The organism is Pseudomonas sp. LABIM340, assembly GCF_040017195.2.
In the GTDB taxonomy this organism is placed as follows: Bacteria; Pseudomonadota; Gammaproteobacteria; order Pseudomonadales; family Pseudomonadaceae; genus Pseudomonas.
Window position 1 is genome coordinate 2,598,993 of sequence record NZ_CM200227.1, and the last position, 26,902, is coordinate 2,625,894.

Here is a 26,902-nt window from a genome sequence, read left to right on the forward strand (position 1 = left end):
ACACGACGGCCCCGAAAGGGGCCGTCCGCTTCACCGGAATAAGGATTGAGACATGAGCCAGAAATTCGACGTGGTTGTGATTGGTGCCGGCCCCGGCGGTTACGTAGCCGCCATCCGTGCCGCCCAACTCGGCCTGAAGACCGCTTGCATCGAGAAGTACATCGGTAAAGAGGGCAAGGTCGCTCTCGGCGGTACCTGCCTGAACGTAGGCTGCATTCCGTCCAAGGCGCTGCTGGACAGCTCCTGGAAGTACAAGGAAGCCAAAGAGAGCTTCGACGTTCACGGTATCTCCACTGGCGAAGTGAAGATGGACGTTCCGGCGATGATCGGCCGCAAGGCCAACATCGTGAAGAACCTGACCGGCGGCATCGCCACCCTGTTCAAGGCCAACGGCGTGACCTCGTTCGAAGGCCACGGCAAGGTCCTGGCCAACAAGCAGGTCGAAGTGACCGGCCTGGACGGCAAGACCCAGGTTCTGGAAGCCGACAACATCATCATCGCTTCGGGCTCCAAGCCGGTCGAAATCCCGCCGGCCCCGCTGACCGAAGACATCATCGTCGACTCCACCGGCGCCCTGGAATTCCAGAGCGTACCGAAGAAGCTCGGCGTGATCGGCGCTGGCGTCATCGGCCTGGAACTGGGTTCGGTCTGGGCTCGCCTGGGCGCTGAAGTCACCGTCCTGGAAGCCCTGGACAAGTTCCTCCCGGCTGCCGACGAGCAGATCGCCAAGGAAGCCCTGAAGACCCTGACCAAGCAAGGTCTGAACATCCGCCTGGGCGCTCGCGTCACCGGTTCGGACGTGAAGAAGAAGCAGGTCACCGTGACCTTCACCGACGCCAACGGCGAGCAGAAGGAAGTCTTCGACAAGCTGATCGTGGCCGTGGGCCGTCGCCCGGTGACCACCGATCTGCTGGCTGCCGACAGCGGCGTTACTCTGGACGAGCGTGGCTTCATCTTCGTCGACGACCAGTGCAAGACCAGCGTTCCGGGCGTCTACGCCATCGGTGACGTGGTCCGCGGCGCCATGCTGGCGCACAAGGCCTCGGAAGAGGGCGTGATGGTTGCCGAGCGCATCGCCGGCCACAAGGCCCAGATGAACTACGACCTGATTCCGTCGGTGATCTACACCCACCCGGAAATCGCATGGGTCGGCAAGACCGAGCAGCAGCTCAAGGGTGAAGGCGTCGAAGTCAACGTCGGTACCTTCCCGTTCGCCGCCAGCGGCCGCGCCATGGCTGCCAACGACACCGGCGGTCTGGTCAAGGTCATCGCCGATGCCAAGACCGACCGCGTACTGGGCGTCCACGTGATCGGCCCGAGCGCTGCCGAGCTGGTTCAGCAAGGCGCGATCGGCATGGAATTCGGCACCAGTGCCGAAGACCTGGGCATGATGGTCTTCTCCCACCCGACTCTGTCCGAAGCGCTGCACGAAGCGGCCCTGGCAGTGAATGGCCACGCCATCCACATCGCCAACCGCAAGAAGCGCTAAGGAACGGGACCACGGCGGGCAGGGCGGCAGTCTTTTGCGAGGGGCTGCCGCCCATCCCGCCGGATCGTTTCTCCCCCGAGGGGGACTCGGTCACAGGTGGCGTGGTGCCACGAGCGCCGCGCCGAATGCGCAATACCCAAGACGAAAACGGTAGACAAGCATGAATCTCCACGAATATCAGGGTAAGCAGCTGTTCGCTGAGTACGGCCTGCCCGTATCCAAGGGCTTCGCCGTCGACACACCCGAAGAGGCCGCAGAAGCCTGTGAAAAGATCGGTGGTACCGAGTGGGTCGTTAAAGCCCAGGTACACGCCGGTGGCCGCGGTAAAGCGGGCGGTGTGAAGCTGGTCAAGAGCAAAGAGGACGCCAAGGCGTTCGCCGCCAACTGGCTGGGCAAGCGTCTGGTGACTTACCAGACTGACGCCAACGGCCAGCCGGTCAGCAAGATCCTGGTGGAATCCTGCACCGACATCGACAAGGAGCTGTACCTCGGCGCCGTTGTCGACCGTTCCAGCCGTCGCATCGTCTTCATGGCCTCCACCGAAGGTGGCGTGGACATCGAGAAAGTTGCGCACGAAACCCCTGAGAAGATCCTCAAGGCCACCATCGATCCGCTGGTTGGCGCTCAGCCCTACCAGGGCCGCGAGCTGGCCTTCCAGCTGGGCCTGAAAGGCGACCAGATCAAGCAGTTCACCCACATCTTCGTTGGCCTGGCCAAGCTGTTCCAGGACTACGACCTGGCGCTGCTGGAAGTGAACCCGCTGGTGATCAAGAAAGACGGCAACCTGCACTGCCTGGACGCCAAGATCAACATCGACTCCAACGCCATGTACCGTCAGCCCAAGCTGCGCGCCATGCACGACCCGTCCCAGGACGACGCTCGTGAAGCCCATGCGCAGAAGTGGGAACTGAACTACGTCGCGCTGGAAGGCAACATCGGCTGCATGGTCAACGGCGCTGGCCTGGCCATGGGCACCATGGACATCGTCAACCTGCACGGCGGCAAGCCGGCCAACTTCCTCGACGTTGGCGGCGGTGCGACCAAAGAGCGCGTGACCGAAGCGTTCAAGATCATCCTGTCCGACAGCAACGTCGCTGCCGTTCTGGTGAACATCTTCGGCGGCATCGTTCGCTGCGACATGATTGCCGAAGGCATCATCGGCGCCGTGAAAGAAGTCGGCGTGAAAATCCCGGTTGTCGTTCGTCTGGAAGGCAACAACGCCGACCTCGGCGCCAAGGTCCTGGCCGAAAGCGGTCTGAACATCATCGCGGCGACCAGCCTGACCGACGCTGCCCAGCAAGTCGTCAAGGCCGCGGAGGGTAAGTAATGAGCGTCCTGATCAATAAAGACACCAAAGTCATCTGCCAGGGCTTCACCGGCTCGCAGGGTACCTTCCACTCCGAACAAGCCATCGCCTACGGCACCAAGATGGTTGGCGGCGTGACCCCCGGCAAGGGCGGCACCACCCACCTGGGCCTGCCGGTGTTCAACACCGTCAAGGAAGCCGTGGAAGCTACCGGCGCTGACGCTTCGGTCATCTACGTTCCGGCTCCGTTCTGCAAGGACTCGATCCTGGAAGCTGCCTTCGGCGGCATCAAGCTGATCGTCTGCATCACCGAAGGCATCCCGACCATCGACATGCTGGAAGCCAAGGTCAAGTGCGACGAGCTGGGCGTACGCCTGATCGGCCCGAACTGCCCGGGCGTGATCACTCCCGGCGAGTGCAAGATCGGCATCATGCCGGGTCACATCCACCTGCCGGGCAAGGTAGGCATCGTGTCGCGTTCCGGCACCCTGACCTACGAAGCCGTGAAGCAGACCACCGACGCCGGCTTCGGCCAGTCCACCTGCGTGGGCATTGGTGGTGACCCGATCCCGGGCTCCAACTTCATCGACATCCTGAAGCTGTTCCAGGAAGACCCGAAAACCGAAGCCATCGTCATGATCGGCGAAATCGGTGGTTCGGCCGAAGAAGAAGCGGCTGCCTACATCAAGGCCAACGTGACCAAGCCGGTGGTGTCCTACATCGCTGGTGTAACCGCACCGCCCGGCAAGCGCATGGGCCACGCGGGCGCCATCATCTCCGGTGGCAAGGGCACTGCGGACGAGAAGTTCGCTGCCCTGCAGGACGCTGGTGTGAAAACCGTGCGTTCCCTGGCTGACATCGGCAAGGCACTGGCCGAGCTGACCGGCTGGCCGGTCAAGTAAGCGCCTCGCTTATTTAACCGTCCGTCAACAGAGGCCACCTTCGGGTGGCCTCTGTCGTTATGGCGGCGTCTACAAAGTGTCGTTCAGGCGACACCCGCTTTCATTCCGCGGACGATCTGACGTATGTCAGTGCAGCTCATCGGAATAGATCGTTAGGCTAGCAACTATATGAAGCGTCGCGTTCCCCACAAGGGAAGGCTCGCTCACCGTCAATTCCTACCCGGAAGCGACGGCGATTCCTGACCGGCAAGGATGTCGGGATAACCAGAATGCAGGAGCAACCGGGCCACGAGCCCACGGAAAACCTCTGCTATCGGACTTCCAAGAACAAATCACCGTACCGATGACAGCAGCATCACAGGATGCCCAGGCTCACCCCGAGTGAGTTGGCCAATCCCGTCCGATGCGGCTTTGTCACGTCTGTACGGTGGACGTGCCTTGGGAGACCACGAAACCGTTTCAGCACTGTGGTATTTCCCCTCATGAAAGTCTTGAAAGGCCAGGACGTCCTGGCACTTGGTTTTATGACCTTCGCGCTGTTCGTTGGCGCGGGCAACATCATCTTCCCGCCGATCGTGGGCCTGCAGTCGGGGCCGCACGTGTGGATGGCCGCGCTGGGCTTCCTGATCACCGCGGTCGGCCTGCCGGTGATCACCGTCGTCGCGCTGGCCAAGGTCGGTGGTGCGATGGACACCCTGAGCCATCCCATCGGCAAGGTCGCCGGCGGGTTGCTGGCGGCTGTCTGCTACCTGTCGGTCGGGCCGCTGTTCGCCACCCCGCGTACCGCCACCGTGTCCTTCGAAGTCGGCCTGGCGCCGCTGACCGGGGAGGGCGCGCTGCCGCTGTTCCTCTACAGCCTGGTGTACTTCGCGGTGGTACTGGTGATCTCGCTGTATCCGGGCAAGCTGCTCGATACCGTCGGCCGCTTCCTCGCGCCGCTGAAGATCATCGCCCTGGCCGCACTGGGCATCGCCGCCTTCATGCTGCCGGCCGGCCCCATCGGCGTCGCTGAACCGGCCTACCAGGCCGCGGCGTTCTCCCAAGGCTTCGTCAACGGCTACCTGACCATGGACACCCTCGGCGCGCTGGTCTTCGGCATCGTCATCGTCAACGCGATCCGTTCCCGTGGGGTCGACTCGCCGCGCCTGATCACCCGCTACGCCATCATCGCCGGCCTGATCGCCGGGGTCGGCCTGGCACTGGTGTACATCAGCCTGTTCCGCCTCGGCTCGGGCAGCCACGACATCGCCGCCGGTGCCGCCAATGGCGCTGCCGTACTGCACGCCTACGTGCAGCACACCTTCGGCTCGCTGGGCAGCACTTTCCTCGCCGTGCTCATCGCGCTGGCCTGCCTGGTGACCGCCGTCGGCCTGACCTGCGCCTGCGCCGAGTACTTCTGCCGCATCCTGCCGCTGTCGTACCGCAGCCTGGTGGTCATCCTCGCCGGCTTCTCGCTGCTGGTATCGAACCTGGGCCTGACCAAGCTCATCCAGTTCTCGATCCCGGTGCTGACCGCCATCTACCCGCCGTGCATCGTGCTGGTGGCGCTGAGCTTCTGCGCCAGCCTGTGGCGTTCGCAGACTCGCATCGTCGCTCCGGTGATGGTGATCTCCTTCGTCTTCGGTCTCATCGATGCCCTGAAGGGCGCCAAGCTCGACGCCTGGATGCCGGCCTGGATGGAACACCTGCCGCTGGCCGAACAGGGCCTCGCCTGGCTGATCCCTTCGGTCGCCATGCTGGCCGTGATGGTGGTGATCGACCGCCTGCTGGGCAAACCCCAGGAAGCGATGGCCTGATATCCCGCCATCCCTGAAAAAGGCCGCCCACAAGGCGGCTTTTTTATTGTCTAGAGAAATCTACAGTTGTCTTTTTGTTGTTATAAAAATACTTACAAATCAAATATTTATAAAATTTGTGATCTAAAGAGATCTACGGAAGGTTGACTGGTTCTACGTGAAAGTGGGGGAATATATGGGGGAATTTATCCCCCTCTGATGCAAGGGTAGGGAGTAGGTTGCGTGGGAAAACTAACCGCCAAGCAAGTCGATAACCTTTCGGATCCTGGCACCTATGAGGATGGGGAGGGGCTGCGCCTCTTCATTCAGGCGACAGGGCGTAAGTCTTGGGTGTTCCGCTTCCAGCTCAACGGACGACGCCGTGAGATGGGGCTGGGGGGCTTTCCTCAGGTGAGCCTCAAGGATGCTCGACTTGCGTGCAGCGCATTTCGAATACAGCTCAGTTCAGGAGTGGATCCGCTTGCTGCGAGGGATGCTGAACGGGCCACTCGAAAACTGGCTCAGCAGGAGGCCAAGCAAAACGAGAAGTCATTCGAAGCGGTAGCCCGGGAATACTTCGAGGCACACGGCGGTGCTTGGTCGGAACGCTGGCGCAAGGGCTGGATTCGTAAGCTGGAGCTTTACGCATTTGGCCGGATCGGTACTTCGGCTCCTAAGGATGTGCAGACTGAGGACGTACTGAACATCTTGCGTCCTATCTGGGCGGTGAAGAGTCGCACTGCGGATGAAGTCCGGTCCCAGATTGAGCAGATTCTGGATGCTGCGAAAGCGCGAGGCCTTCGCAGTGGTGAGAACCCAGCGCGCTGGAGGGGGCACTTAGAGAATCTGCTCAGCAGGCAGGAAAAGAAAAAAGCTCGTACCTGCCAGCGCTTCGAGGCCCTGAGTTGGAAGGATGCACCGAAGCTCATGCAGCAGCTTAATGGGCTTCGGGTACGCAATGCTCAGGCGCTGCAGCTGCTTCTACTGACCGGCGCGCGCAGTCATATGGTTCGATTTGCCAGGTGGGATGAGTTTGACCTGGTGGAGCGAGTCTGGAGGCTTGACGAGTCCCGCATGAAAACTCGCCAACCATTCACTATTCCGCTGTCAGATTCGGTTCTGCGGCTTCTTGAGGCTATCCCGGTAGTTAGTGATTCCCAGTACCTCTTTCCTGGGCACGGCAGGTCAGGGGTCATGCATGCGAATGCTATGCGGGACCTACTGAAGGTTGACCTTGGTTATCAGGACGTGACCTGCCACGGTTTTCGCTCGACTTTCCGCGACTGGGCAGGGGAGTGCACCAATTACCCCAGGTTCATCTGTGAGTTGGCGTTGGCGCATGACGAAAGAGGCAGTGTTGAAAGCTCATACTCTCGATCTGACTTCCTCGAGAAGCGTCGCCCGCTGATGGCTGACTGGGCGAGCTTCCTTTCGAGTTTTCAGAGTCCTGATGTGTAACGTCGAAGAGCCCGACTAGGGCGCGATGGTTACTGTTCTATACCTCGCAGAACGCGTATCCGTTCTGCGATATACAACCCTTGTTCCTGCTCCATCTGCAGAAGAATCTCCAGGATATGAGCTCTGGAGAGCTCATATCGCTTGGAGAAGCTATCCAGTCGCTTGATCGCCTTGTCGCTAAGGATGAAGTTGTACTGTTTCTTCCCTTTGGCTTCTTGGCGCCGAAGTTTCTGCCTCCAAAGTCGCCTAACCGTCGAGATGCAGTGTGCCCTCTCAAGAGGGCTCCAAGTGAAGGTGTCTAGGGTTTGTAGCAGGCGCTGATGGCTCCCAGGGCGAGGGTTGGGGAACATCTGGTTGGAAAGGTGTTTGCTCAGCCATTCCCAGACGTGCAAGCAGGCCTCTCGTTCGTTCCGTTCCTTGATCCAGTCCAACTGCTGGTCCAGTTGCTGCTGCTCGCCCCATACGCGCTTCAGGTTGGCTAGGAATGACGTCTTTTCCCTTGGGGGCGAGTCAGCGCAGTCGATCGTGGCTATCAACAGTTCCCTCTCGGATAGCGCCGGCGAATAGATTCGCTCGTCCGCCATTTCACGGGGCAGCCTGCGTTTAATCCAGGACAGTTGTCGTTCGCTATCCGATATCCAGGAGAAGTGCTTCTCGGGGATCAGTAGGTAGTTCTGATTGCCCCCCAAGAGATCCGTGGTCACTCCGAACTTCTCGATGCTCTCGGCCATACGGTCACGCATGGTCGCAGGAATGATGTTCTCGGGGTGATAGACAGCGGTATCGCGCAGCGTCAGGTAGAACCACAGCCAGATATCACGGCGCCGATCGACTGATTTTTCCTTCAGGAGGACGGAGAGGATGTCCTCGACGAAGAGGCCGGGTTTGAGAGGAGAACTGCGGCGGGTCATGACTTCCTTGCCTTGGTGAAAGCTTCTAGCTGCGAAATAGAGCCGGAATAGATGGTTTGTAGATGTGATGTAGAGGGATTCTAGAAGCTGCCTAGATGCCGTTTTAATAAGACATATCTGGAATTCCGCGGCCTGTAGATGTGTTTCATCCATATCTGCATTCCAGCCAGTCCTCTTCATAGAAGTGCTGAAGCTCACGACTGCCACCTGGGCGCTCCCAGGCTCGCTTCGATCATTAAAAACGAGACCTGCCAATCCTCTGAACGAACACGAGGAGACCGTTCATGAGGATCATCCGTTTACGAGAAGTTATGGCTACGACCGGTCTGGCCAGGTCGACCGTCTACAAGTACATCAGCGAGGGGGCATTCCCTAAGCCTGTGTCATTGGGGGAGAGATGCGTGGGATGGGTCGAGGAAGAGGTGCACGATTGGGTGATGGAAAAAATTGAAGAGCGTGACGCTGCCACTAAAGCTGCGTGAGGGGAGATTGATCGAATTGAGGGGCGGGCAAACACCATGACTGGAATAGTCCAGTCATGGTGTTTATGCCGTAGGCTCGGGGTCGGTGATCAAACCGACCTATGGCGGACCTACGAAGGATGATCGTCCAGGCTACGTTCTTCCCACCAGTCCCAAGCCTTGAGCCCCTGGCGGGCTACGCGGCCACCAAGGAAGGCGAGGGTGTCGCTGCCGATGGAATAGGATTTCCGGTTCACAATCCAGAAGTCGGTGAGATCGGTCTTTTCGCCATTGAGGAGGTCGGCGATTGTCCGGCCGCTGAGGTGGCTCAGCGCCACGCCGTGCCCGAAGCAGCCACCTGAATAGATAACGCGCTCGTCGCCGACGAAGCTGATCTCGGGAACCATGTCGGCATTGATCGAAACCGGTCCGCCCCAGCGATAGGCGATGCGCACGTCCTTGAGCTGCGGGTAGATCCACTTCAGGTGCGCTTCGCAGTGCTGCCAGCTCATGGGCGACGCTCGCTCTTCCATGGGGGCCGAGCGGTAGACGATGGCATCGCCGCCGCCCATGACGATCCTTCCATCCACCGTGGGGCGGAAGTAGTGCAGCATCTGGCGGTTGTCGCCAAAAGATTCGCGGTTCTTCCAGCCGATGCTGTCCCATTGCCGGTCGCTGAGGCGCTCGGTGACTATCTGGTAGGTCCAGAGGGGGAACTGACGGGTTTGCAGGGTGCGCGTGTCCGGGACCTGGCGCGTGTAGGCGTTGGTCGCCACGACCAGTTTGTCACAGGTGACGGTGCCCGTCGGCGTGGCCAGGATGATCGAGGAAGCGGTCCTTTCGATGTTGTTCACCGGCGTCGCTTCGTGGATTACCACGCCGGCTGACTCGGCCTGGGCCTTGAGTGCGCGCACCTGCTTGCACGGATTCAGATAGCCGGTAGCGGATTCGTAGATAGCGCAGTTGAAGCGCTCGGAGTGGAAATCCCGGCGGACTTGCGCCTGCTCCTGCCAGCTCATATCGCCGTCGATGCCCAGCTCCTGGAACATCTCGTAGCTTTTCCTCAGGCGATCCGCCTGCTGCCTGGAGTAGCTCATGCGGACCAGGCCATGGTGGCGGTAGTCGGCATCCAGGCCATGGGTCTCGATCAGGTCGCGGGTGTAGGCGACGGCTTTCTCCAGGTAACGATGGGCCTCCACCATCTTCTGCTTGCCCCAGCGCAGCAGCACCACTTCTGGCTCCAGGCCGAACATCTTGGTGCTGAAGCCTGCATTGCGGCCGCTGGCGCCAAAGCCGATGACGTTAGCTTCGAGCACGACCACGTGAGCGTTGGGGTTGTCCTTCTTGAACTGCCACGCGCTGGTGAGGCCAGTGAAGCCGCCACCGATGACCGCCACATCCACCTTGAGGTTTTCCTTCAGTGCAGGGTTGGGCGAGTAGGGGCCGAAGTCGTGCTGCCAGAATGACTGGCTGTCGGTTGCCGGGGTGTTGCTGCTGGTCATGCTCTCAATCTCTTGTTGTCGGTCTGGTGATTGGGAAAGCAGTGCTGTCCGTGCGCGAGCCGGGTCGGTTGATAGCCCGTGCAGACGGCAGGATGACCAGAAGGGTAGGGATGAATTGCGGCCGCAGGATCGGCAGCGCGCGCCAGACTTTGGGCCGCACGCGCCAATCCTGCGGGGGGAGCGGGTCAGGAGCCCGACTGGTTGCTACTGCGGTATTGCTGCGGCGAATGGCCGGTCCAGCGACGGAACGCGCGGGTGAAGGAACCGGATTCGGCGTAGCCGACCAGCAGCGATATCTCGGTCATGGAGTAGTCCGAGTCCTTGATGTACGACAGCGCCAGCTCGCGGCGTACGTCCTCCACCAGCGAGGAGTACTCGATGCCATGGTCCTTGAGGCGACGCTGCAGCGTGCGCCGGCTGAGGTTCAGCTGCTCGCAGATTTCGTCGAGGGAAGGCGCGCCGCTGCTCATCTCGGCGGCGATCATGCGGGTCACCTGGGCCAGCAGTTCGTCGGAGACGGCGCGCTCTTCCCGCTCCCGTTCCAGGTAGGGTTCAAGCGCCTTGTACAGGCGCTCGTTGCCGCGGGCTACCGGCATCTGCAGGGTCTCCAGTGGCAGCAGGATGCGGTTGGTGGGCTGGTTGAAATAGAGCGGGCACTGGAAGACCTGTTTGTGCACCGATAGGTCGGCGGGGCGCTCGTGTTCGAAGTCCAGACGGAGCGGCCTGAGGCTGCTACTGGTGATCAGGTTGAGCACGCGCAGCACGGAGGTGATGGCGAACTCGGCATCCTGGCGGCGCTGGAGGATGGTCGGAATGGTGACCTGATATTCGACGACCAACGCGTTGCCATCGACCCTGTAATCGAATCTGGACTCCTGGGCGAAGACCACAATGAACTGGTGCAGCGTCTTCAGCGCCTTCTCCACGCTGGGCGCGCAGTACAGCGCGTGGCCGAGGGCGCCGAAATCATCGGCTTCGGTCTGGAAGCCGAGTTCGATGCCGATGCTGGGGTTGCGCTGTGCAGCGGCTTCCCACAGCGCGACGTATTGCTCGCCGGGGATCTCGATATCAGCACGCTCCAGCACCCGACGGTCAATACCCAGCGGCCCGAGGTAGGGCTCGAACCAGTCACTGAATCGCTGGAAGAAATTCTCTGACACTACCGTACGTACCAACTTCATTCGCGCTGTTGCCTTCTTGTTCTTGTGGTTCTGCTGTCCGTTCCTGAATCTCCGCTGCCGAATGAGTCGTTCGGCAGCGGTCTGCGGCGCCCGGTACCCATGCTTTGCAGCGAGCGGCAGCGGGTGCCCGCCAGAGGCTTCCTCGCCGCATTACGATAATCGTTTCAAGGTGTGACGGGTATGCCTGGCTGCGGGGAAAAGCACGCCGCGTGCCTCCTGCGCTTTCCTCTTCTGGCATCAGATGCCAACGGCGCTGTCACCTGCTGGCAAGCCGCCGCCCCTCGCTTTGACCAATGCTCCTGTCCAGCTGCCCGCTCAGCCCGCCAGCCTCGCGCCGACAGTCGGTAGTGGGGCGGGCGATGCCCGGCCGCCTGATCCTCGATTCCAGGAGAACAAGAAAAATGCCAATCAGCCTGCGATGGCGGGGCGCTCCCCTTGCGTGCGTCGACCATCAGCCTTCTCCCCATCCGCTTGCGAGCGGGCGTTGTCGCCTGTCGGGCCTGTTCTGTGGCCTCTGGCTTGCAGCGATGGCGCTGCCGGCGGTGGCGCAGTTCGTCCCCGAACAGGCGCATGTCGAATCCCTGGCAGAGCATCGTGGCCAGCACTGGTTCTGGATCTGGGGCAGCAACGCCCCGAACATGGTTGATGGGCGTGCCTACCTGTTCGGCGACGACGGCCGCAACCTCGGCCAGGTGAGCACCGGCATGTGGTCCAACGGCCTGGTGCTGTCGCACAAGCGCGACGAGTTCTACGCCAGCGAGATCTACTTCAGCCGTGGCGTGCGCGGTACCCGTTCGGACGTGGTCACCGTCTACGACGCCCGCACCCTGAGCCCCAAGCGCGAGATCGCCATCCCGCCCAAACGCATGACTGCGCTGATCTCCACCGGCCTGAGCGTGCTCTCGGACGACGAGCGTTTCCTGCTGGTGCTCAACTTTACTCCGGCGCAGTCCATCTCGGTGGTCGACCTGGAGCACGACCGCTTCGTCGGTGAGGTCGCCATCCCTGGCTGCGCCTCCATCTACCCGGCCGGCCCGCGGGACTTCTACTCGATCTGCGGCAACGGTGGTTTCTTCCACCTGCGCCTGGACGACAGCGGCCAGGTGGCCCTGCAGGAGCGCACTGCGCCGGCCTTCGATCCGGTCAGGGATGCGCTGCTGACCACTGCTTCACGGCTGGGCGAAACCTGGTATTTCGTTTCCCAGCACAACGATGTCTACGGCCTGCGTATGACCGCCGAAGGCGTCGAGGCGAAACAGCGATGGTCGCTGCTCAGCGACGCCGAGCGCGCCGACGGCTGGGGTGTGGCCGGCAACCACGGTACGGCGCTGCACGAGCGCAGTGGCCGGCTGTTCGTGCTGATGCACCAGGACAAACCGGAGAACTACCAGAAGCCCGGCACCGAAGTCTGGGTATTCGACACCCACAGCCAGAAGCGCCTCACCCGTATCGAACTGAACGAGCAGAGCACCGCCATCGGCGTCAGCCAGGGCGAGCAGCCGCGTCTCTACAGCCTCGACTGGCTGGTGCCGATGCCTAGTTTGTTTACCGCCTGGATTTACCTGACCGAAGGCGACAAGGGCCTCAACCCGCTGCTGCGCCAGGGCATCAATCTCTACGACGCCGACAGCGGCAAGCACCTGCGCAGCATCGGCGATATTCCGCTGGGCTTCCTCAATGCGGTGGCGCCATGGTGATCGACGAACCTCTGCTGCACCTGGCCAGCGCCGCCGCACTTGCACTGCTGCTGGGCCGCGCCGGGCTGCACAAGCTGCACGATCCGCAGGTTTTCGCCCTGATCTTCGCTGACTACAGCGTGGCACTCGGCGGCCTGCTGCCGATCCGGCTCGCCAACGTGCTGCCGGCGATGGAGCTGTTGGCCGCTGCTGCCGTGTTGATCAGCCCCTGGAAAACCATGGCGGCGTTGCCCGCCGTGTTCTTCCTGGCCCTATACGCCGCCGTGCTCGCCGTCGTCGCGTGGCGCGGCGCATCCATCGCCGACTGCGGCTGCCACTTCGGCGGTGCGCCGCAGCGGCCGGGCGGGGCGTTGGTCCTGCGCAACCTGCTGTTGCTGCTCCTTGCGCTGAACCTGCTGATGCCCATGAACGAGCGAGCGCTGGTGTGGTTCGACGCCATCACCCTTGGCTTCGTCCTTGCTGGCAGCGTGGCGCTCTACCGGCTGGTCCACCTGCTGATTTCCAACCGCACATCCCTGAGGCAACTGTGATGGACATGACCTACGCACTGATCGTCTCCAGCGGCTTCTCCTGGCTGCTGAACCTTGCCCTGATCCTCGCCGTCCTCGCCCTGGCGCGGCAGGTCGGGCTGCTGCACGAACGCATCCGCCCGGTGGGGGCGCTGTCCCTCGGCAAGACCATCAAGACCGGCGAGATAGCGCCGTCGTTCACCCTGCCGAGTCTGACGGGGGGCTCAGTCAGCCTCGGTGGTGGCAACGCCCAGGGCCAGTCGACCCTGCTGTTCTTCCTCTCCGAGACCTGCCCGGTGTGCAAGACGCTGCTGCCGGTGCTCAAGGCCATCCGCCAGCAGGAGCGCTCGCATCTGCGGGTGGTACTGGCCAGTGATGGCGAGGCGGCGGCGCACCAGGCCTTCATAGAGACGCAGCGTCTGCAGGAGTTTCCCTATCTGCTGTCGCGGGAAGTGGGGCTGGCCTATCAGATCAGCAAGCTGCCCTACGGCGTGCTGATCGACGCCAGCGGCAGTGTGGTCACCCACGGCCTGATCAACACCCGCGAGCACCTGGAGAGCCTGTTCGAGGCCCGCGACCTGGGCTTCGCCTCGATCCAGGCCTTCGAGGCGGCGCAGCGCGCGGCCGAGCAACCCCTCTATAAGCAGGTGCATTGAGCATGGCAATCCGTTGGTTCGATGATGCGGCCGAGCTGCTGACCCGCAAGGTCGCCCGTGGTACCTCGCGGCGCGGCTTCCTTGGCGGGCTGGGCACGCTGCTGGCGGGTGCCGGCGCCACCACGCTGCTTCCGGTGTTTCGCAGCAACGCCTTTGCCCAGAGCGCCTCCGACCAAGGCGGTTCATCCGCTTTGGTGGAAAGCGGTGATCCGAGCAGTTGCGACTACTGGCGCTACTGCGCCATCGACGGCTTCCTCTGCAGTTGCTGCGGCGGCACGGTGAACAGCTGTCCGCCGGGCACGGTGCGCTCGGACATCACTTGGATCGGCACCTGCCGCAATCCGTCCGACGGCAAGGACTACGTGATCTCCTACAACGACTGCTGCGGCAAGAGCAATTGCGGGCGCTGTGTGTGCCAGCGTGACGAGGGCGACCGCCCGTTGTACCGGCCGCAGAGCTCCAACGACCTCAACTGGTGCTCCGGCAGCCAAGCCGACATGCCGTATCACTGCTCGCTGTCGGTGGTGATCGGGGTGAAGGAGTAGCCATGGCCGCTCGTGCCTTCCTGCTAGGCGGCCTCGTTGCGCTACTGGGCGCGCAGGACGCAGCGGCGACCGAGCAGCGGCAGCTGGACTACATGCTCAACTGCCAGGGCTGCCACCTGCCCGATGGCAGCGGCAACCAGCAGCGCCAGGTGCCGGCTTTCCCCGGCCAGCTCGGCAGGTTCCTCAACGTACCGGGCGGGCGTGAGTACCTGGTGCAGGTGCCCGGCTCGGCGCTCTCGGGGCTTTCCGATGAGGCGCTGGCCGGCGTCCTCAACTGGATGCTGGGACGCTTCAGCCCCGATCAGCTGCCCGCCGATTTCAAACCCTACAGCGGGGCGGAGCTACACCAATGGCGGCAGCACATCCCGGCCGATGTCGCCCAGGTTCGCCGCGACCTGATCGAACGTATCGCGCAGCAAGCGCAACAGACACGCCAAGGAAACTGACCATGAAGCCCTGCATCTCAGTCGGCCTGCTCTTGCTGGTCGCCACCTTCCACCTGCGCGCCGAAACCCTGATTGAGACCGCGGCCTGCGCTGCCTGCCACGGCGACCGCGGGCAGGGCAACTCAGCCCTTGGTGCGCCACGCCTGGCCGGCCAGCAACCGGATTACCTGCTCCGCCAGCTGCAGGCATTCAAGAATGGCCAGCGCGGCTATGACCCGCAGGACAGCCACGGCGCGCAGATGCGCGCGGTGATAGCAGACCTGGCGGACTCCCAGCTGGAGCCCCTGGCCCATTACTACGCGCAACAGACGGCAGCGAGAACCGAGCCGGCCTCCGGTGTTGCCGCAGGCCGGGGCGAAGCGCTCTACCAGGGCATCTGCGCCGCCTGTCACGGACCAGGAGCCGAGGGTTTCGCCCACCTGAAGACAGCCAACCTGCGCATCCTCGATGCCGGCTATCTCGATCGCCAGCTGACGCACTACACGCAGGGTTTACGGGGTGCGGAGGCTCACGCCGACGAGCTCGGTGTCTGGATGCGCGGCATTGCCTTGCAGGTCCGCAGCGCCGAGGACCGCCAGGCAATCATCGATTATCTGGTCGGTCTCCCTGCAACGGCAGCCAGCGATTCGCCGCGCTGAGTGTCGGTTGGCACCGGATGCCAAGGTGCCTGTCATCTGCTGGCAATCCCGAGTGCCGCCCGCCCTATAGCTTTGCTGGCAGGCAGGGCCTGCGCCGGAAACCGATGTTTCCTGAGCCCGTTGCGGGCTGTCCGAACAAGAAAAAAGTCGATGTGGAAGGGCAGATGGTCAGCAAGCGGGCTCAGGGCAACACGCACTCGTATCGCGCGGAACCGCAGGGCAGCCACTTCCTTTCGCCAGGCTGGGGGTTTCCCCGGGCAGGCACCCTCTGAATCACCTCGAACTGCTTCCCGATAACCACAAAAAGCTCCTCCAGGAGAAGTTCATGAAATACCTCCCTCTATCGCTGTTGGGTGGTGCACTGTTTGCACTCCTTGCCACTGGCCCCGTCCATGCCGCCACTGCGGCTGACCTGGGCAATACATTGACCGCAGTGGGCGCCGAGAAGGCGGGCAACGCCGATGGCAGTATTCCTGCCTGGAGCGGTGGCCTGATCCAGGCGCCGTCCGGCTGGACACCCGGCCACGGCGATCCGTTCGCCAGCGACAAGCCGCTGTACAGCATCGACGCGGGCAACCTGGGTAAGTACCAGTCGCTGCTGCCGGAGGGGCAGGCAGCATTGATCAAGACCTATCCGGGCTACCGTCTGGATGTGTACCCGACCCACCGCAGCTGTGCGATTCCGGCGGAGTTGGCCGAGCGCACCAAGGCCTTCGCCGGGCAGGCCAGCGTCGGCAGCGATGGCTGGACGCTGCAGCAGGCGGCCGGCGCCACGGTGCCGTTCCCCGTGCCCAAGAGCGGCGTGGAGGTGATGTGGAACTACAAGCTGCGCTATATGGCCAAGGGGCGTCGGGCGCAGATTTCCTTCCTGCTCCGCGAGCAGGGCGGTGCGCTCAGCGAGATCAAGCAGTGGGCCTACGAGTGGTATCCGTACAACGACGCGGCGGTACGTGATCCTTCGGATGTCGAGGGTGTGGAAGCCAAGCAGCTCTACGAGGTGCTTTCGCCCTCGTCCCGCGCCGGCGAGATGTACCTGGTGCACTCGTTCCTGAGCAAGGTGCAGAGCTCCTGGATCTACTTCCCCGGCCAGCGCCGCGTGCGACTGGCCCCGTCCTTCGCCTACGACAACCCCATCGCAGGCTCGGACAACCTCTACTTCGTCGATCAGATCAACATGTTCACCGGCGCCCTGGACCGCTACGACTTCAAGCTGGCCGGCAAGAAGGAAATGCTGGTGCCCTACAACTCCTACAAGCTGGTCGACAAGTCCAACAAGTACGAGGACCTGATCGGCAAGGACTACCTGAACCGCGACGTGCAGCGCTACGAGAAGCACCGCGTATGGGTGGTTGAGGCAACCGTCAAGGCGGACAAGCGCCACTCGTTCGCCAAGCGCACCTTCTACTTCGACGAGGACAGCTGGAACCTGCTGCACGTGGACATGTACGACGCCAAGGGCAACCTCTGGCGCGTGCAGGAAGGTAGCCTTTGGGCCGACCCCGAAATCCAGTCCTGCACCAGTTCCGAGTATGTCAGCTACGACCTGATCGCCCGGCGCTACATCGCCGACGGCTTCACCCAGGAAGGCCAGGTGCTCGACTACACCGCCGGCCTGCAGGGACGGGTCAACGACAAGATGTTCAACTCCAACGAACTGCGCCGTCGCGGCGAACGTTGATCGGACGGAGTGCAGAGCATGCAGACCAATCACAAACGCGGCGCCTCGGCGCCGTCCGGCAAATCCTTTTCGCAGCGGAAACTTGCGCTGGCCGTGGCCATCGCCTCCGGGCTGGGTTGGACGCCAGCGAGCTTCGCCTTCATCTTCGGCAACGAGGATGGGCTCTCGGGCAGCTTCGATTCCACGCTGACCTACGGCTTCGCCCAACGCCTGGAGTCACCCGACTGCCATCTGCTGGGCAGCGACAACGGCGGCTGTAACACGGGTAGCAACACCGAGCTGGGCCGTTACTACAACACCACTCGCGGCAACGGCTACGCCAACGCCGATATCAACTACAGCAACGCCGATGACGGTGACTTGAACTACGCCAAGCACGACGTGTTCTCCAGCGTGATCAAGGGCACCCACGAGTTGAGCCTGAAGTTCGGCGATGGCTGGAGCGCGCTGGGCCGTGTGGCCTGGGCCAAGGACTTCAAGATGGACGATACCCGTCGCACGGAGCTGGACGACCAGGCCGAGCGCGACGCCACTGAACGCTTCGACCTGCTCGATCTATGGGTGGCGAAGAGCTTCGACCTGGGTGAGATGCCGGCCAAGGTGAAAGTGGGCAACCAGGTCATCAGCTGGGGCGCGGAGATCTTCGTGCCCGGCGGCATAAACCAGATCAACGCTCTTAGCCTGCCCAAATACCACACGCCGGGTACCCAGCTAAAAGAGGTGTTCATCCCCGCGCCGATGGCATCCTTCAGCGTTGGTCTTACAGAGACCGTCAGCCTGGAGGGGTATTACCAGTTCAAGTGGAATGCCTACGCCCTGGACCCGGTGGGCACCTACTTCTCCACCACCGACGCAGTGGGTGAGGGCAGACGGGCGATCTACTACCCGACGAACTACATCGAGGGCCTGATGCCGGGCACCTGCGCGGCGACACCTACAGGGCATTGTGGCGATCCGTTGAATACCGGCGTAAGCCACAATGATCTGGTCGCCGCAGGGCTTGCCGTCCCCTATGCGGGCGAGCACGAGGCGAAGAACAGCGGCCAGTACGGTCTCGCGGTGCGTTGGAGCGCCGAGAGCATCGGCACCGAGTTCGGCTTCTTCTATCAGCGTTACCACGACAAGGTGCCTTTCGTGGGGTACACGGCGCTGACCGACCCGAACAACCTGGTGGTGGACAACTACTTCATCAACTACGGCGAGGACAAGGACCTGTATGGCTTGTCCATGAGCACGATGGTTGGGCCCGTGGCAGTCGCCGGCGAGTTGTCCTATCGCCCCGAAGACAGTGTCGGCATCGATCCGACCGTGCCCTTCGGCCAGGGGCTGACGGGGGCCTACAACAAGTACAGCGTGTTCGACACCGGCACCAGCAAGGGCTTCGTCAGCGAGCGCAAGTGGCAGGCCGACCTGAACGCCATCTACACCTTCTCGGGCAACGACCCCTTGGGCTTCCTACCGGAGGCACTCGGCGCCTCGGATGCTTTCCTGCTTGCCGAGGCGGTGGTGACCCATTACCCGGGGCTGGATACCTCCGGAAAGGTGCCCTACGCCATGCCGGACTATTCGCTGCCGGACCGAACTTCCTGGGGCTACGTCACTGAGCTGGGGGTCAACTATCCCAACCTGTTCGGAAGTGGCGTGACGGTCACGCCGCAGCTGGACTTCAGCCACGACGTCAACGGAACAACGCCCAATGCCATGCCGTTCGTGGAAGGGCGCAAGTCGCTAAGCACCTCGCTGCTGTTCAACTACCGCGATCGCTGGAAGGGCGGCCTGCAGTGGGTGCAGTTCTGGGGCGGCGGTGACAACAACCTCATGGCTGACCGCGACTTCGTCAGCGGCAATCTCTCCTACTCGTTCTAATCCAGCCCTGGTTCGTTGGCGGTGGGTTCGCTTTCGCGCGACCCGCCTCCCGCGACCCTGCAGTATCGAGGCATTCCATGTTGACTTCTCTGGTGTCGGCGCTCGAGCGCCTGTTCTTCCGCCACCGGCTCGCGACGCTGGGCCTTTTGGCCGTGATCACCCTGGTCATGGCGGCCTTCGCCTCGCGGCTGGAAATGTCGGCCGGCTTCGACAAACAGCTGCCGCAGCAGCACGCGTTCATCAAGACCTTCAACCAGTATCGCGACGTACTGTTCGGTGCCAACCGCATCATTGTCGTCCTGCACGCCCGGCACGGCGACATCTGGAACAAGCAGGCGATGACCCGCCTGTACGACCTGACCCAGACGCTGTTCTTCATGCCCGGCGTTGACCGCCGCAGCGTGACCTCGCTGTGGACGCCCAACACCCGCGCCGTGCAGATCACCGAGGAAGGCATGAAGGCTGAGGATGTAGTCGGCGGCGATGTCACCGTGGGCACGCTGGACGACCAAGCGATTTCCGGCATCCGCGAACGCGCCATCGTTGGCGGCTTCATTGGCAGTCTGGTGGCCAACGATCATTCCGGCGCCATGGTGGTGGCCGAGCTGGCGGACCCTGACCCGGAGACCGGAAAACCGCTCAACTACCTCGAGTTCAGCCAGCGTCTGGAAAAGGAAGTTCGAGCTCAGTACTCCAACGCCGACTACGACGTACAGATCATCGGCTTCGCCAAGCAGATGGGCGACATCGGCGCGGGCGCCAAGAGCGTCGTGGAGTTCTTCGGCCTGGCCTTTGTGCTCACCGTGCTGGCGGTCTACTGGTACACACGCTCCTGGAAGCTGACCTTCCTGCCGCTGTTCTGCTCGCTGGTGTCGGTGGTCTGGCAGTTCGGCACCATCACGCTGCTGGGCTACGGGCTCGATCCGCTGGCGATCCTGGTGCCGTTCCTGGTGTTTGCCATCGGCGTGTCCCACGGTGTGCAGCAGGTCAATTTCATCGCCAAGGAAGTCTGCGCTGGAGCCGATGGCATGACGGCGGCGCGGCGCAGCTTCAGCGGCTTGTTCATCCCCGGCACGCTGGCGCTGATCACCGCTTTCGTCGGCTTCGCCACCCTGGTGCTGGTGCCGATCCCGATGATCCATGAACTGGCCATTACCGCGTCGGTGGGCGTGGCCTACAAGATCGTGACCAACCTGATCATGTTGCCGGTGCTGGCGAGTTTCTTCCGTTATGACACGGCCTACATGGCACGCATCGAGCGGTTGCGTGCCGGGCGGGACAGCCTGATGGTCCGCCTCGGGCGCATCGCTGAGCCACGTAACGCGGCCATCGGCACCCTGATCGGCGTGGCGCTGATGGCGCTGGCGGTGTGGCAGAGTCATGGGCGGCATGTCGGCCATGTGTTGCCGGGTGCGCCGGAACTGCACGCGGACTCGCGCTATAACCAGGATGTGCAGAGCGTGGTCAGCCACTTCGCGCTGGGCCTGGATCTGTTCACCGTGGCGGTGGAGACGCCGGCGGGTGGCTGCTACCGCAACGACGTGATGACCTATGTGGACCGTCTCACCTGGCACCTCGGCAACGTGCCGGGCGTGCTCTCGGCACAGTCCCTGCCGGCGCTGACCAAGCTGTCGGCCTCCGGGGTGAACGAGGGCAATCCGAAATGGGCCGCCTTGCCGCAGGACGAGCTGTCCCTGGGCGAAGCCGTGCGCCAGGTGCCCGAGGCCCTGCGGCTGTACAACGCCGATTGCACGCTGTTGCCGGTCAACCTTTACCTGGCTGACCACAAGGCCAGCACCTTGAAGCGGGTGGTGCAGGCCGTGGAGCAGTACCGCGCCGGGCATGCCATGCCGGGTGTGACCGTGCGCCTCGCCAGCGGCAATGCCGGCGTACAGGCGGCCACCAACGAGGTGGTGGAGTCGTCCGAGCTGCCGATGATGCTCTACGTCTACCTGACCATCCTGCTGCTGGTGTTCCTCGTCTACCGCGATTGGCGGGCGATGATCGCCTGCTGCGCGCCGCTGACCCTGGCCACCTTCCTCGGCTACTGGTTCATGAAGGAACTGGACATCGGCCTGACCGTGGCGACGTTGCCGGTCATGGTGCTCGCGGTGGGCATCGGCGTGGATTACGCCTTCTACATCTATAACCGCCTGCAGATGCACCTGGCGCAGGGCCGCGACATCGTCAGCGCCTTCCAGCTGGCGCTGCGTGAGGTCGGCGTGGCCACGGTGTTCACCGCGCTGACGCTCTCCGTCGGTGTCGCCACCTGGTCCTTCTCCGCGTTGAAATTCCAGGCCGACATGGGGCTGCTGCTCACCTTCATGTTCATGGCCAACATGCTCATGGCCATCACCTTGCTGCCGGCCCTGGCGGTGGTGCTGGAAACCCTGATTCCGCGTCGGGGGCCGGTTCGCGCTCCGCTGATCGCGCATTGAAAGAGGAGGGCATCCGATGATCCCGATTCGATTCGCACACCTGGCCGGCGTCGCCTCGGCCCTGGTGATCTCCTGCAGCCTTCGCGCCGCCGAAACCGAGGTGCCTGCCATCGTGCTGGGCAGTGCCGAGCACGCGCCGCTGGTGGCGGTCGCTCAGATTCGGCAACGGCTGGTGGCGGTGGGCGACCACGGCGTGATCGTGCTGTCCGACGACGGTACGTCCTGGCGCCAGGCCCGAAGCGTTCCGGTGGATGGGCTGCTGACCGCGCTGAGCTTCGTCGACGAGCGACAAGGCTGGGCAGTCGGCCATGGGGGCGTGGTGCTGCACACCAAGGACGGTGGCGAAACCTGGGCCTTGCTGCCGCCGTTGGAGGACCGGCCAGTTCTCCTCTCGGTGTGGTTCGAAAATGCTCGGCACGGCGTGGTGGTTGGGGCATACGGCTATGCCGCGCAGACGCAGGACGGTGGCAAGAGCTGGCAACGCGTGACGGTCTCGGCCGGGGGCGATGACTTCCACCTGAATCACCTCTTCGCCGGCCGCAATGGCGACCTGTTCATCGCGGCGGAGGCGGGGCATGCCTATCGCTCCGCCGACCATGGAGAGACCTGGCAGGCGCTGGAGACCGGCTCGAGCGGCTCGCTGTGGAGCGGCACCGGGCTCCGCGATGGGCGGCTGCTGATGGTCGGCATGAGCGGCCGGGTGTTGCTGGGCGATCGCCTCGGCGAGCGCTGGCAGACACTGGACAGCGGCAGCCACGAGGCGATTACCGCGGTTACCCAACTGGCCGATGGCCGCGTCGCCCTGGTGGGCAACGGCGGGCTGCTGGCGCTTTCCGACAGTCGCCTGGAGCGCTTTACCGCCGCGCAAAGAGAGGATCGCCTGAACCTCTCGGCATTGGCCCCGCGTGCCGATGGCCACCTGGTCCTGTTCGGCCCGTCTGGCGTCATCAAGCAATAAGTCATCAAGCGATGCGTCACCGATTGCGATGACGGGTGCGGTCATCGCAATCCGAGCACCTGTTTCAACCGCGAAAATCTGGAAGAAGTTATGAATGTCTTGATTGTGCACGCCCACAACGAACCGGGTTCATTCACCACCGCCATGAAGAACCTTGCGGTGGTCATCTTGAGCGAGCAGGGGCATGAAGTGAGGGTTTCCGACCTCTATGCCCAACGATTCAATCCTGTGGCCAGCGCCGCGGACTTCGGCAGTCGCGACAACGATGAGTATCTGGTTTATGCGCTGGAACAGCGCCATAACCTGAAGAACGGAACGCTCGCCCAGGACATCAGCACTGAACTGGAAAAGCTTCAGTGGGCCGATCTGATCATTTTCAGCTTCCCAATTTACTGGTTCGGCATGCCAGCAATCCTGAAAGGCTGGATCGACCGTGTGTTCGTCTCCGGCCTTTGCTACGGCGGCCGGAGGATCTATGACCAGGGTGGCCTGAAGGGCAAGCAGGCCATGCTCGCGTTCACCCTCGGCGGGCAGCGCCACATGTTCGGCAAGGGCTCCGTGCATGGCGAGATCGAGACGCTGCTGCGGCCGATCCACCAAGGAATGCTGGCCTACGTCGGTCTCGAAGTACTTCCGCCCTTCATCGCCTACCACGTCCCTTACATCAGCGAGACCGAGCGCTGGGACTACCTGAACAGCTATTGCGAGCACCTGCTGACGCTCGACGAGCGCACGCCTCTGGTATTTCCCAAGCTCGCTGAGTTCGACGGGAACTTGCGTCCGCGCGCCGGCTCCGCATCCCCCGAAAGCCTGCCGTAGTTCATTGCCATCGATGTTGGAGTCGCCATGCCGTCCAAAACGTTTCTCAAGGGTTTCAAACATGAACTGGCCAATCGCGCCTTTGCGTTGATGACTGTCAGGCGCATGGCAGGCCGCCTGGAAGGCGACCCGTGGTTTTCGTTCTGGAAGACCTATTGGGACCTGGAAGTGCTCAATGCCCGACGCTATCAAGCCGCCGCGCTGCTCTGGGGGCTGGACCCCGCTCCGGGCTTCGCCACGAAGCTCAAGGCGTGGCTGGTTTCTTCCGTGCCGCGCAGCCTGATGGTGGTGCTGGTGAAATTCGTCCTCAAGGAAACCGTCGCCTATGCGCAGTGGTTGCGCGACCTCTGCGCGGAGGGGCCGTCCGGCGCCTCGGCATTCCTGGATTACATGGTGGAACAGGAAGATCTGCAGATTGAACTGATGCGGATGGCCCTGGCCGGCCGGCACCGAGAGATCGCCGGGTACGCAGAGGGCTTCTTCCTGAAATACGGCCATACGATCCCCAAGGTGGGATTGGGTACAAACCCTGCCGCCGGGAATTAAGGGCTCGTCCGGAGCTTTCAAGATTCAGTTACACGTGGAGATAAAAATGAACCAAGGTCCGATCCGCATGGCGGATGAGCTGTATCACGATCTGATGTCTTCCGAGGCCATCCGCGAGGTTCGTCGGGAGGTCCGTGCGTTCGCCGACGAGTTCGTCGCTCCCCGGGCCTATGAGATTGCCCATCGGGACGAGAGCGTCGAGAGCTTTCCGCGGGATGTGTTCGACGCCATGGCCCGCCAGGGCATCTTCCGTATTCCCTTCGAACAGCGTGACGGTGGACGTGGCCTTGAGCACCGAGTACTCGCCACCGCCACGACTTGTGAAGAACTGGCCTACCACAGCAACTCGATTGCAGCGGTATTTGACGTGCACTGCATTCTCGCCGGGCGCACCCTGGAGAGGGGCAGTGACTTCATCCGCGAACGTTACCTGAAGGCGGTCATCAGCGGCGAGAAGATCGGCGCCTTCGCCACCACTGAACCCCTGGCGAGTACCGACCTGTCGCCCAGCGCGGTGGCCACAATTGCCCGCCGTAACGGCGAGAGCTACATCATCAATGGGCACAAGCGTTTCATCACCAACTCGCCGGTTGCCAATTTGATTGTGGTGCTATGCCGAAGCGAAGACGACGGAATGGTGGAGCTGGTTGTCGAAACCGACCAGCCCGGCGTCCGTATTGGCAAGCCGGACCGGAAGATGGGCAATCGTGGGCAGCTCACGGCCGACGTGCATTTCGATAATGTCGAGGTGCCCATCGAACGTCGAATCGGCGAGCGCAACCAGGGGCTTCGCGTGGCCTTGTCCACCCTGACCTATGGGCGTATCGGCATTGCTGCCACCGGCGTTGGCATGGCTCAAGCGGCCTTCGACCACTCGGTCGGACACCTGCGTAGCCGGGATGCGTTCGGTAAGAAGCTTGGTGCTTTCCAGCACTGGCAGTTCCGCATGGCGGAGCGCGCGACTCAGATCGAGAACGCACGAAACCTCTACATCAAGGCCGCTTTGCGCATGGACCTCGGCATCGAGTTCCCCGAGCCTGAGGCTGCCATGGCCAAGTTCTACGCAACCGAGGCCGCAGGTGACATGGCGCGTGACGGCGTGCAGATCTTTGGCGGCTACGGCTTCCTGCGCGAACTGTCCGAGGACGGCAGTCATTACAAAGTCGAGGAAATCTACCGGGACAACAAGATCAGCGAGATCTACGAGGGCACTAACGAGATCCAGCGGATGGTCATAGCCCGACAGATCTTCGGTAAACCGTTGGTTGGTTGACACGATTGGTCAGGGCACCAGGTTCTTGGCTTGGTGCTTTTCAGTGGTGCTTACAAGCTTCTTGATCTCCGGACCTAGCCGATTGCTGCCTTCTGAGAAGGGCGGAAGTTATGCCGCTGCGTTGCTATTTTTCCGGAGTAATCAGGATAGAAAGGCCCCAATCGACTTTGGGGCTTTAGCTTCGGTCTACCAGAGCTCATTGAGGGCTGAGTTTTCGGTGCGGGTAATATGCTTTATAGCCATCTATCAATCCCACCATTCAACACCCGTCCTATCCTAACCACCCACCTTCCCCTGGCCGTCATCTAACCTCAAACCATTCATCGCTCCCCCATACGCTACTCGTCTACCTCACGCTACCCACATATCTGCCTCAAACCATCCCAACGCAGCTCGTCCATCCAATCACCAGGTCTTCACTAGCCATTGACCAGTAGAAAGTTACTCCCCGTGCAGAGGATATGAACCTCACACAGGAATAACCTTCATGCCTCGCCATCCCAGCAATACCAACCTCCGCCTACATAGCGTCAGCACCTTCCAGGGCCTACCTGTCATGGCAGAGAAAGGTCCTTTCATCGAGCAGTACCTATCTCGCTTGCACAACACCATTGAGCGTTCCCTGAGGCAGTACGCCAGGGTGTTTGCCCTCCGAGTGGATCTACGTCTGCCACTGGGTGTTGAGCTGCCTGACTACGCCTACACCAACGAGATCATCAGTAGGTTCCTGGAGTCCTTCAAGGCCAAGATCGAGCATGACCGGCGGAGAGCTCGCACTCGGTATCGATACGCTCATGACAGCAGGGTCAGATACGTCTGGGCTAGAGAGGAGAGCAGGGGAGAGCGACCTCATTACCACCTGCTGATTCTCCTCAATGGAGATGCCTACTTCACAGTCGGTAAGAAGACCTCGTCTGAGCAGAACATCTTCCATCGCCTGCAGGAGGCATGGGCAAGTGCGTTAGGGCTTGCCGTGGAGGAGGTGAGTGGTCTGGTGGAGATACCCCGAGCGGCTGGATACCTGGTTAGTCGAGTGGATGAGGGTGAGCTAGCTAACCTGTTCCATCGAGCGAGCTACCTCTGCAAGGCAGCTACGAAAAGCTATGGGGATGGCCAGCATGGTTTCGGATGCAGTCGCGGATAGCTATTCCAGACATGTCTTATAGCGATCTTCATCCATGGTCGGTCCAATGCATCTGCCTCACTCCTGTTTGCTTGGTGGGGCAGTTGGAGCAGGTTGGCTGCCCTGAAAGGGCATCGTTCAGATGCTTCACCTCTTGCGATGGAGCGCGGTGGTTAACCGTATCGATACGGGGCGATGACGCTTCGATTTCGGACTGGCTAGTTCGTAGAAATTAACCCAGTTGGCTCCTGGTATGACTAAAGCCAGCTAGGTGCATTTGCATGACGAGCCACACCGCCATCCTTTCTGATTTCTTGCTCCGGGCAGAAATCAAGCGTCAGATTGAGCGCTACGTTGAAGCCATCGCAGCCAGCAGCGAGCCGGCCTACCACGTCTCTCATGACCGCGCCGGCGATACCCTTTATCAGCCGACACCTCTAGCCATTTCAGTCGTTCAGCTAAAGCAGATGCATGACTTCATCGTGGGGCTCGACGATGAAGTGGAGGGCGAGGCACTACGAGCGTTTCAGGATGCCTGTCGGTGCGTGGGGCTGGAATGCAGTCCCCTGGTAGGCATGGTCTGCCTCAACGAAAGTGAAGATGGCTACCTATCGCCGGAAGAGGCACTGAACTGGTTCGTGAATAGTGTTCGAGCGTACTCCCATGCTCCAAAGGAGTGAGCTCATGGGGCTTGGTTGGAGTCAGCTACCGACCCTTAGCGGACG

24 protein-coding genes are annotated in these 26,902 nt (G+C 62.0%); 21 read left to right on the forward strand and 3 right to left on the reverse strand.

The genetic code is table 11. The annotated features are described in order from the left end of the window. Positions 1–52: 52 nt before the first annotated feature. The 5 genes from lpdA (at position 53) to ABKS89_RS12210 (ending at position 6,930) form a co-directional block, all read left to right on the forward strand. Positions 53–1,489, forward strand: coding sequence for a dihydrolipoyl dehydrogenase (gene lpdA / locus ABKS89_RS12190; RefSeq protein WP_081516701.1), 1,437 nt, complete (start codon positions 53–55; stop codon positions 1,487–1,489). Between the two features lie 160 nt (positions 1,490–1,649). Further along, positions 1,650–2,816, forward strand: coding sequence for an ADP-forming succinate--CoA ligase subunit beta (gene sucC / locus ABKS89_RS12195; protein WP_015477516.1), 1,167 nt, complete (start codon positions 1,650–1,652; stop codon positions 2,814–2,816). Further along, positions 2,816–3,697, forward strand: a complete 882-nt coding sequence (gene sucD / locus ABKS89_RS12200) for a succinate--CoA ligase subunit alpha (protein WP_038803160.1) — start codon at positions 2,816–2,818, stop codon at positions 3,695–3,697. The genes sucC and sucD overlap by 1 nt, the downstream gene beginning before the upstream one ends. Before the next feature lie 482 nt (positions 3,698–4,179). After that, on the forward strand, positions 4,180–5,493 hold the full coding sequence (gene brnQ / locus ABKS89_RS12205; protein WP_138216622.1) for a branched-chain amino acid transport system II carrier protein: 1,314 nt from the start codon (positions 4,180–4,182) through the stop codon (positions 5,491–5,493). Between the two features lie 222 nt (positions 5,494–5,715). Further along, entirely contained in the window at positions 5,716–6,930 is a 1,215-nt protein-coding gene (locus tag ABKS89_RS12210) for a tyrosine-type recombinase/integrase (protein WP_348589369.1), read from the forward strand. 29 nt (positions 6,931–6,959) lie between these two features. Here ABKS89_RS12210 and ABKS89_RS12215 read toward each other — a convergent pair whose 3' ends face one another. After that, positions 6,960–8,039 carry a hypothetical protein gene (locus ABKS89_RS12215; protein ID WP_348589368.1) on the reverse strand — a complete coding sequence of 360 codons (1,080 nt, stop codon included), beginning with the start codon at positions 8,037–8,039 and terminating at the stop codon, positions 6,960–6,962. A gap of 86 nt (positions 8,040–8,125) precedes the next feature. On the opposite strand from ABKS89_RS12215, the gene ABKS89_RS12220 reads away from it, so the two are divergent. After that, on the forward strand, positions 8,126–8,323 hold the full coding sequence (locus ABKS89_RS12220; RefSeq protein ID WP_348589367.1) for a helix-turn-helix transcriptional regulator: 198 nt from the start codon (positions 8,126–8,128) through the stop codon (positions 8,321–8,323). 110 nt (positions 8,324–8,433) lie between these two features. Here ABKS89_RS12220 and ABKS89_RS12225 read toward each other — a convergent pair whose 3' ends face one another. Both ABKS89_RS12225 and qhpR read right to left on the reverse strand, forming a co-directional pair. Further along, the gene (locus ABKS89_RS12225) at positions 8,434–9,804 is read right to left on the reverse strand and encodes an NAD(P)/FAD-dependent oxidoreductase (protein ID WP_348589366.1); all 1,371 of its coding nucleotides are present in this window, start codon (positions 9,802–9,804) and stop codon (positions 8,434–8,436) included. 185 nt (positions 9,805–9,989) lie between these two features. Then, positions 9,990–10,985, reverse strand: a complete 996-nt coding sequence (gene qhpR / locus ABKS89_RS12230; RefSeq protein WP_348589364.1) for an AraC-like transcriptional regulator QhpR — start codon at positions 10,983–10,985, stop codon at positions 9,990–9,992. A gap of 527 nt (positions 10,986–11,512) precedes the next feature. On the opposite strand from qhpR, the gene ABKS89_RS12235 reads away from it, so the two are divergent. The 15 genes from ABKS89_RS12235 to ABKS89_RS12305 all read left to right on the forward strand — a co-directional run bounded on the left by ABKS89_RS12235 (position 11,513) and on the right by ABKS89_RS12305 (position 26,857). Continuing rightward, positions 11,513–12,682: an amine dehydrogenase large subunit gene (locus tag ABKS89_RS12235; RefSeq protein ID WP_348589363.1), complete on the forward strand. Its 1,170-nt coding sequence runs from the start codon at positions 11,513–11,515 to the stop codon at positions 12,680–12,682. Then, positions 12,679–13,212 (forward strand): MauE/DoxX family redox-associated membrane protein, encoded by a 534-nt coding sequence (locus ABKS89_RS12240; protein ID WP_348589361.1) that lies wholly within the window; start codon positions 12,679–12,681, stop codon positions 13,210–13,212. Before ABKS89_RS12235 ends, ABKS89_RS12240 begins: the two co-directional genes overlap by 4 nt. Then, the gene (gene mauD, locus ABKS89_RS12245) at positions 13,212–13,847 is read left to right on the forward strand and encodes a methylamine dehydrogenase accessory protein MauD (protein WP_348589360.1); all 636 of its coding nucleotides are present in this window, start codon (positions 13,212–13,214) and stop codon (positions 13,845–13,847) included. Before ABKS89_RS12240 ends, mauD begins: the two co-directional genes overlap by 1 nt. Before the next feature lie 8 nt (positions 13,848–13,855). After that, on the forward strand, positions 13,856–14,392 hold the full coding sequence (locus ABKS89_RS12250; RefSeq protein WP_518301043.1) for a methylamine dehydrogenase light chain: 537 nt from the start codon (positions 13,856–13,858) through the stop codon (positions 14,390–14,392). Positions 14,393–14,394: 2 nt separating this feature from the next. Next, on the forward strand, positions 14,395–14,838 hold the full coding sequence (locus ABKS89_RS12255) for a hypothetical protein (RefSeq protein ID WP_348589358.1): 444 nt from the start codon (positions 14,395–14,397) through the stop codon (positions 14,836–14,838). A 2-nt stretch (positions 14,839–14,840) separates the two neighbouring features. Then, positions 14,841–15,476, forward strand: a complete 636-nt coding sequence (locus tag ABKS89_RS12260; RefSeq protein WP_348589356.1) for a c-type cytochrome — start codon at positions 14,841–14,843, stop codon at positions 15,474–15,476. Positions 15,477–15,801: 325 nt separating this feature from the next. Further along, positions 15,802–17,154 carry a DUF1329 domain-containing protein gene (locus ABKS89_RS12265; RefSeq protein WP_348589354.1) on the forward strand — a complete coding sequence of 451 codons (1,353 nt, stop codon included), beginning with the start codon at positions 15,802–15,804 and terminating at the stop codon, positions 17,152–17,154. A gap of 18 nt (positions 17,155–17,172) precedes the next feature. Continuing rightward, positions 17,173–19,020 carry a DUF1302 domain-containing protein gene (locus ABKS89_RS12270; protein WP_348589353.1) on the forward strand — a complete coding sequence of 616 codons (1,848 nt, stop codon included), beginning with the start codon at positions 17,173–17,175 and terminating at the stop codon, positions 19,018–19,020. A 77-nt stretch (positions 19,021–19,097) separates the two neighbouring features. Continuing rightward, entirely contained in the window at positions 19,098–21,458 is a 2,361-nt protein-coding gene (locus ABKS89_RS12275) for an efflux RND transporter permease subunit (protein WP_348589352.1), read from the forward strand. Between the two features lie 16 nt (positions 21,459–21,474). Beyond that, positions 21,475–22,416 carry a WD40/YVTN/BNR-like repeat-containing protein gene (locus tag ABKS89_RS12280; protein WP_348589350.1) on the forward strand — a complete coding sequence of 314 codons (942 nt, stop codon included), beginning with the start codon at positions 21,475–21,477 and terminating at the stop codon, positions 22,414–22,416. A gap of 90 nt (positions 22,417–22,506) precedes the next feature. Further along, positions 22,507–23,235, forward strand: coding sequence for an NAD(P)H-dependent oxidoreductase (locus tag ABKS89_RS12285; RefSeq protein ID WP_348589349.1), 729 nt, complete (start codon positions 22,507–22,509; stop codon positions 23,233–23,235). Positions 23,236–23,262: 27 nt separating this feature from the next. Beyond that, the gene (locus tag ABKS89_RS12290; RefSeq protein ID WP_348589348.1) at positions 23,263–23,781 is read left to right on the forward strand and encodes a hypothetical protein; all 519 of its coding nucleotides are present in this window, start codon (positions 23,263–23,265) and stop codon (positions 23,779–23,781) included. Positions 23,782–23,827: 46 nt separating this feature from the next. Then, entirely contained in the window at positions 23,828–25,054 is a 1,227-nt protein-coding gene (locus ABKS89_RS12295; RefSeq protein ID WP_348589346.1) for an acyl-CoA dehydrogenase family protein, read from the forward strand. A gap of 556 nt (positions 25,055–25,610) precedes the next feature. After that, on the forward strand, positions 25,611–26,198 hold the full coding sequence (locus ABKS89_RS12300) for a YagK/YfjJ domain-containing protein (RefSeq protein WP_518301044.1): 588 nt from the start codon (positions 25,611–25,613) through the stop codon (positions 26,196–26,198). A 260-nt stretch (positions 26,199–26,458) separates the two neighbouring features. Beyond that, positions 26,459–26,857 (forward strand): hypothetical protein, encoded by a 399-nt coding sequence (locus tag ABKS89_RS12305; protein ID WP_348589344.1) that lies wholly within the window; start codon positions 26,459–26,461, stop codon positions 26,855–26,857. The last annotated feature ends 45 nt before the right edge of the window (positions 26,858–26,902 follow it).

Coding starts and splice junctions, on each gene's coding strand:
- sucC (WP_015477516.1), top strand. CDS start 1,650: ATGAATCTCCACGAATATCAGGGTAAGCAGCTGTTCGCTGAGTACGGC.
- ABKS89_RS12290 (WP_348589348.1), top strand. CDS start 23,263: ATGCCGTCCAAAACGTTTCTCAAGGGTTTCAAACATGAACTGGCCAAT.
- ABKS89_RS12280 (WP_348589350.1), top strand. CDS start 21,475: ATGATCCCGATTCGATTCGCACACCTGGCCGGCGTCGCCTCGGCCCTG.
- ABKS89_RS12260 (WP_348589356.1), top strand. CDS start 14,841: ATGAAGCCCTGCATCTCAGTCGGCCTGCTCTTGCTGGTCGCCACCTTC.
- ABKS89_RS12235 (WP_348589363.1), top strand. CDS start 11,513: ATGGCGCTGCCGGCGGTGGCGCAGTTCGTCCCCGAACAGGCGCATGTC.
- ABKS89_RS12220 (WP_348589367.1), top strand. CDS start 8,126: ATGAGGATCATCCGTTTACGAGAAGTTATGGCTACGACCGGTCTGGCC.
- sucD (WP_038803160.1), top strand. CDS start 2,816: ATGAGCGTCCTGATCAATAAAGACACCAAAGTCATCTGCCAGGGCTTC.
- ABKS89_RS12300 (WP_518301044.1), top strand. CDS start 25,611: ATGGCAGAGAAAGGTCCTTTCATCGAGCAGTACCTATCTCGCTTGCAC.
- lpdA (WP_081516701.1), top strand. CDS start 53: ATGAGCCAGAAATTCGACGTGGTTGTGATTGGTGCCGGCCCCGGCGGT.
- ABKS89_RS12275 (WP_348589352.1), top strand. CDS start 19,098: ATGTTGACTTCTCTGGTGTCGGCGCTCGAGCGCCTGTTCTTCCGCCAC.
- ABKS89_RS12305 (WP_348589344.1), top strand. CDS start 26,459: ATGACGAGCCACACCGCCATCCTTTCTGATTTCTTGCTCCGGGCAGAA.
- brnQ (WP_138216622.1), top strand. CDS start 4,180: ATGAAAGTCTTGAAAGGCCAGGACGTCCTGGCACTTGGTTTTATGACC.
- qhpR (WP_348589364.1), bottom strand. CDS start 10,985: ATGAAGTTGGTACGTACGGTAGTGTCAGAGAATTTCTTCCAGCGATTC.
- ABKS89_RS12295 (WP_348589346.1), top strand. CDS start 23,828: ATGAACCAAGGTCCGATCCGCATGGCGGATGAGCTGTATCACGATCTG.
- ABKS89_RS12255 (WP_348589358.1), top strand. CDS start 14,395: ATGGCCGCTCGTGCCTTCCTGCTAGGCGGCCTCGTTGCGCTACTGGGC.
- ABKS89_RS12225 (WP_348589366.1), bottom strand. CDS start 9,804: ATGACCAGCAGCAACACCCCGGCAACCGACAGCCAGTCATTCTGGCAG.
- ABKS89_RS12285 (WP_348589349.1), top strand. CDS start 22,507: ATGAATGTCTTGATTGTGCACGCCCACAACGAACCGGGTTCATTCACC.
- ABKS89_RS12265 (WP_348589354.1), top strand. CDS start 15,802: ATGAAATACCTCCCTCTATCGCTGTTGGGTGGTGCACTGTTTGCACTC.
- ABKS89_RS12270 (WP_348589353.1), top strand. CDS start 17,173: ATGCAGACCAATCACAAACGCGGCGCCTCGGCGCCGTCCGGCAAATCC.
- mauD (WP_348589360.1), top strand. CDS start 13,212: ATGGACATGACCTACGCACTGATCGTCTCCAGCGGCTTCTCCTGGCTG.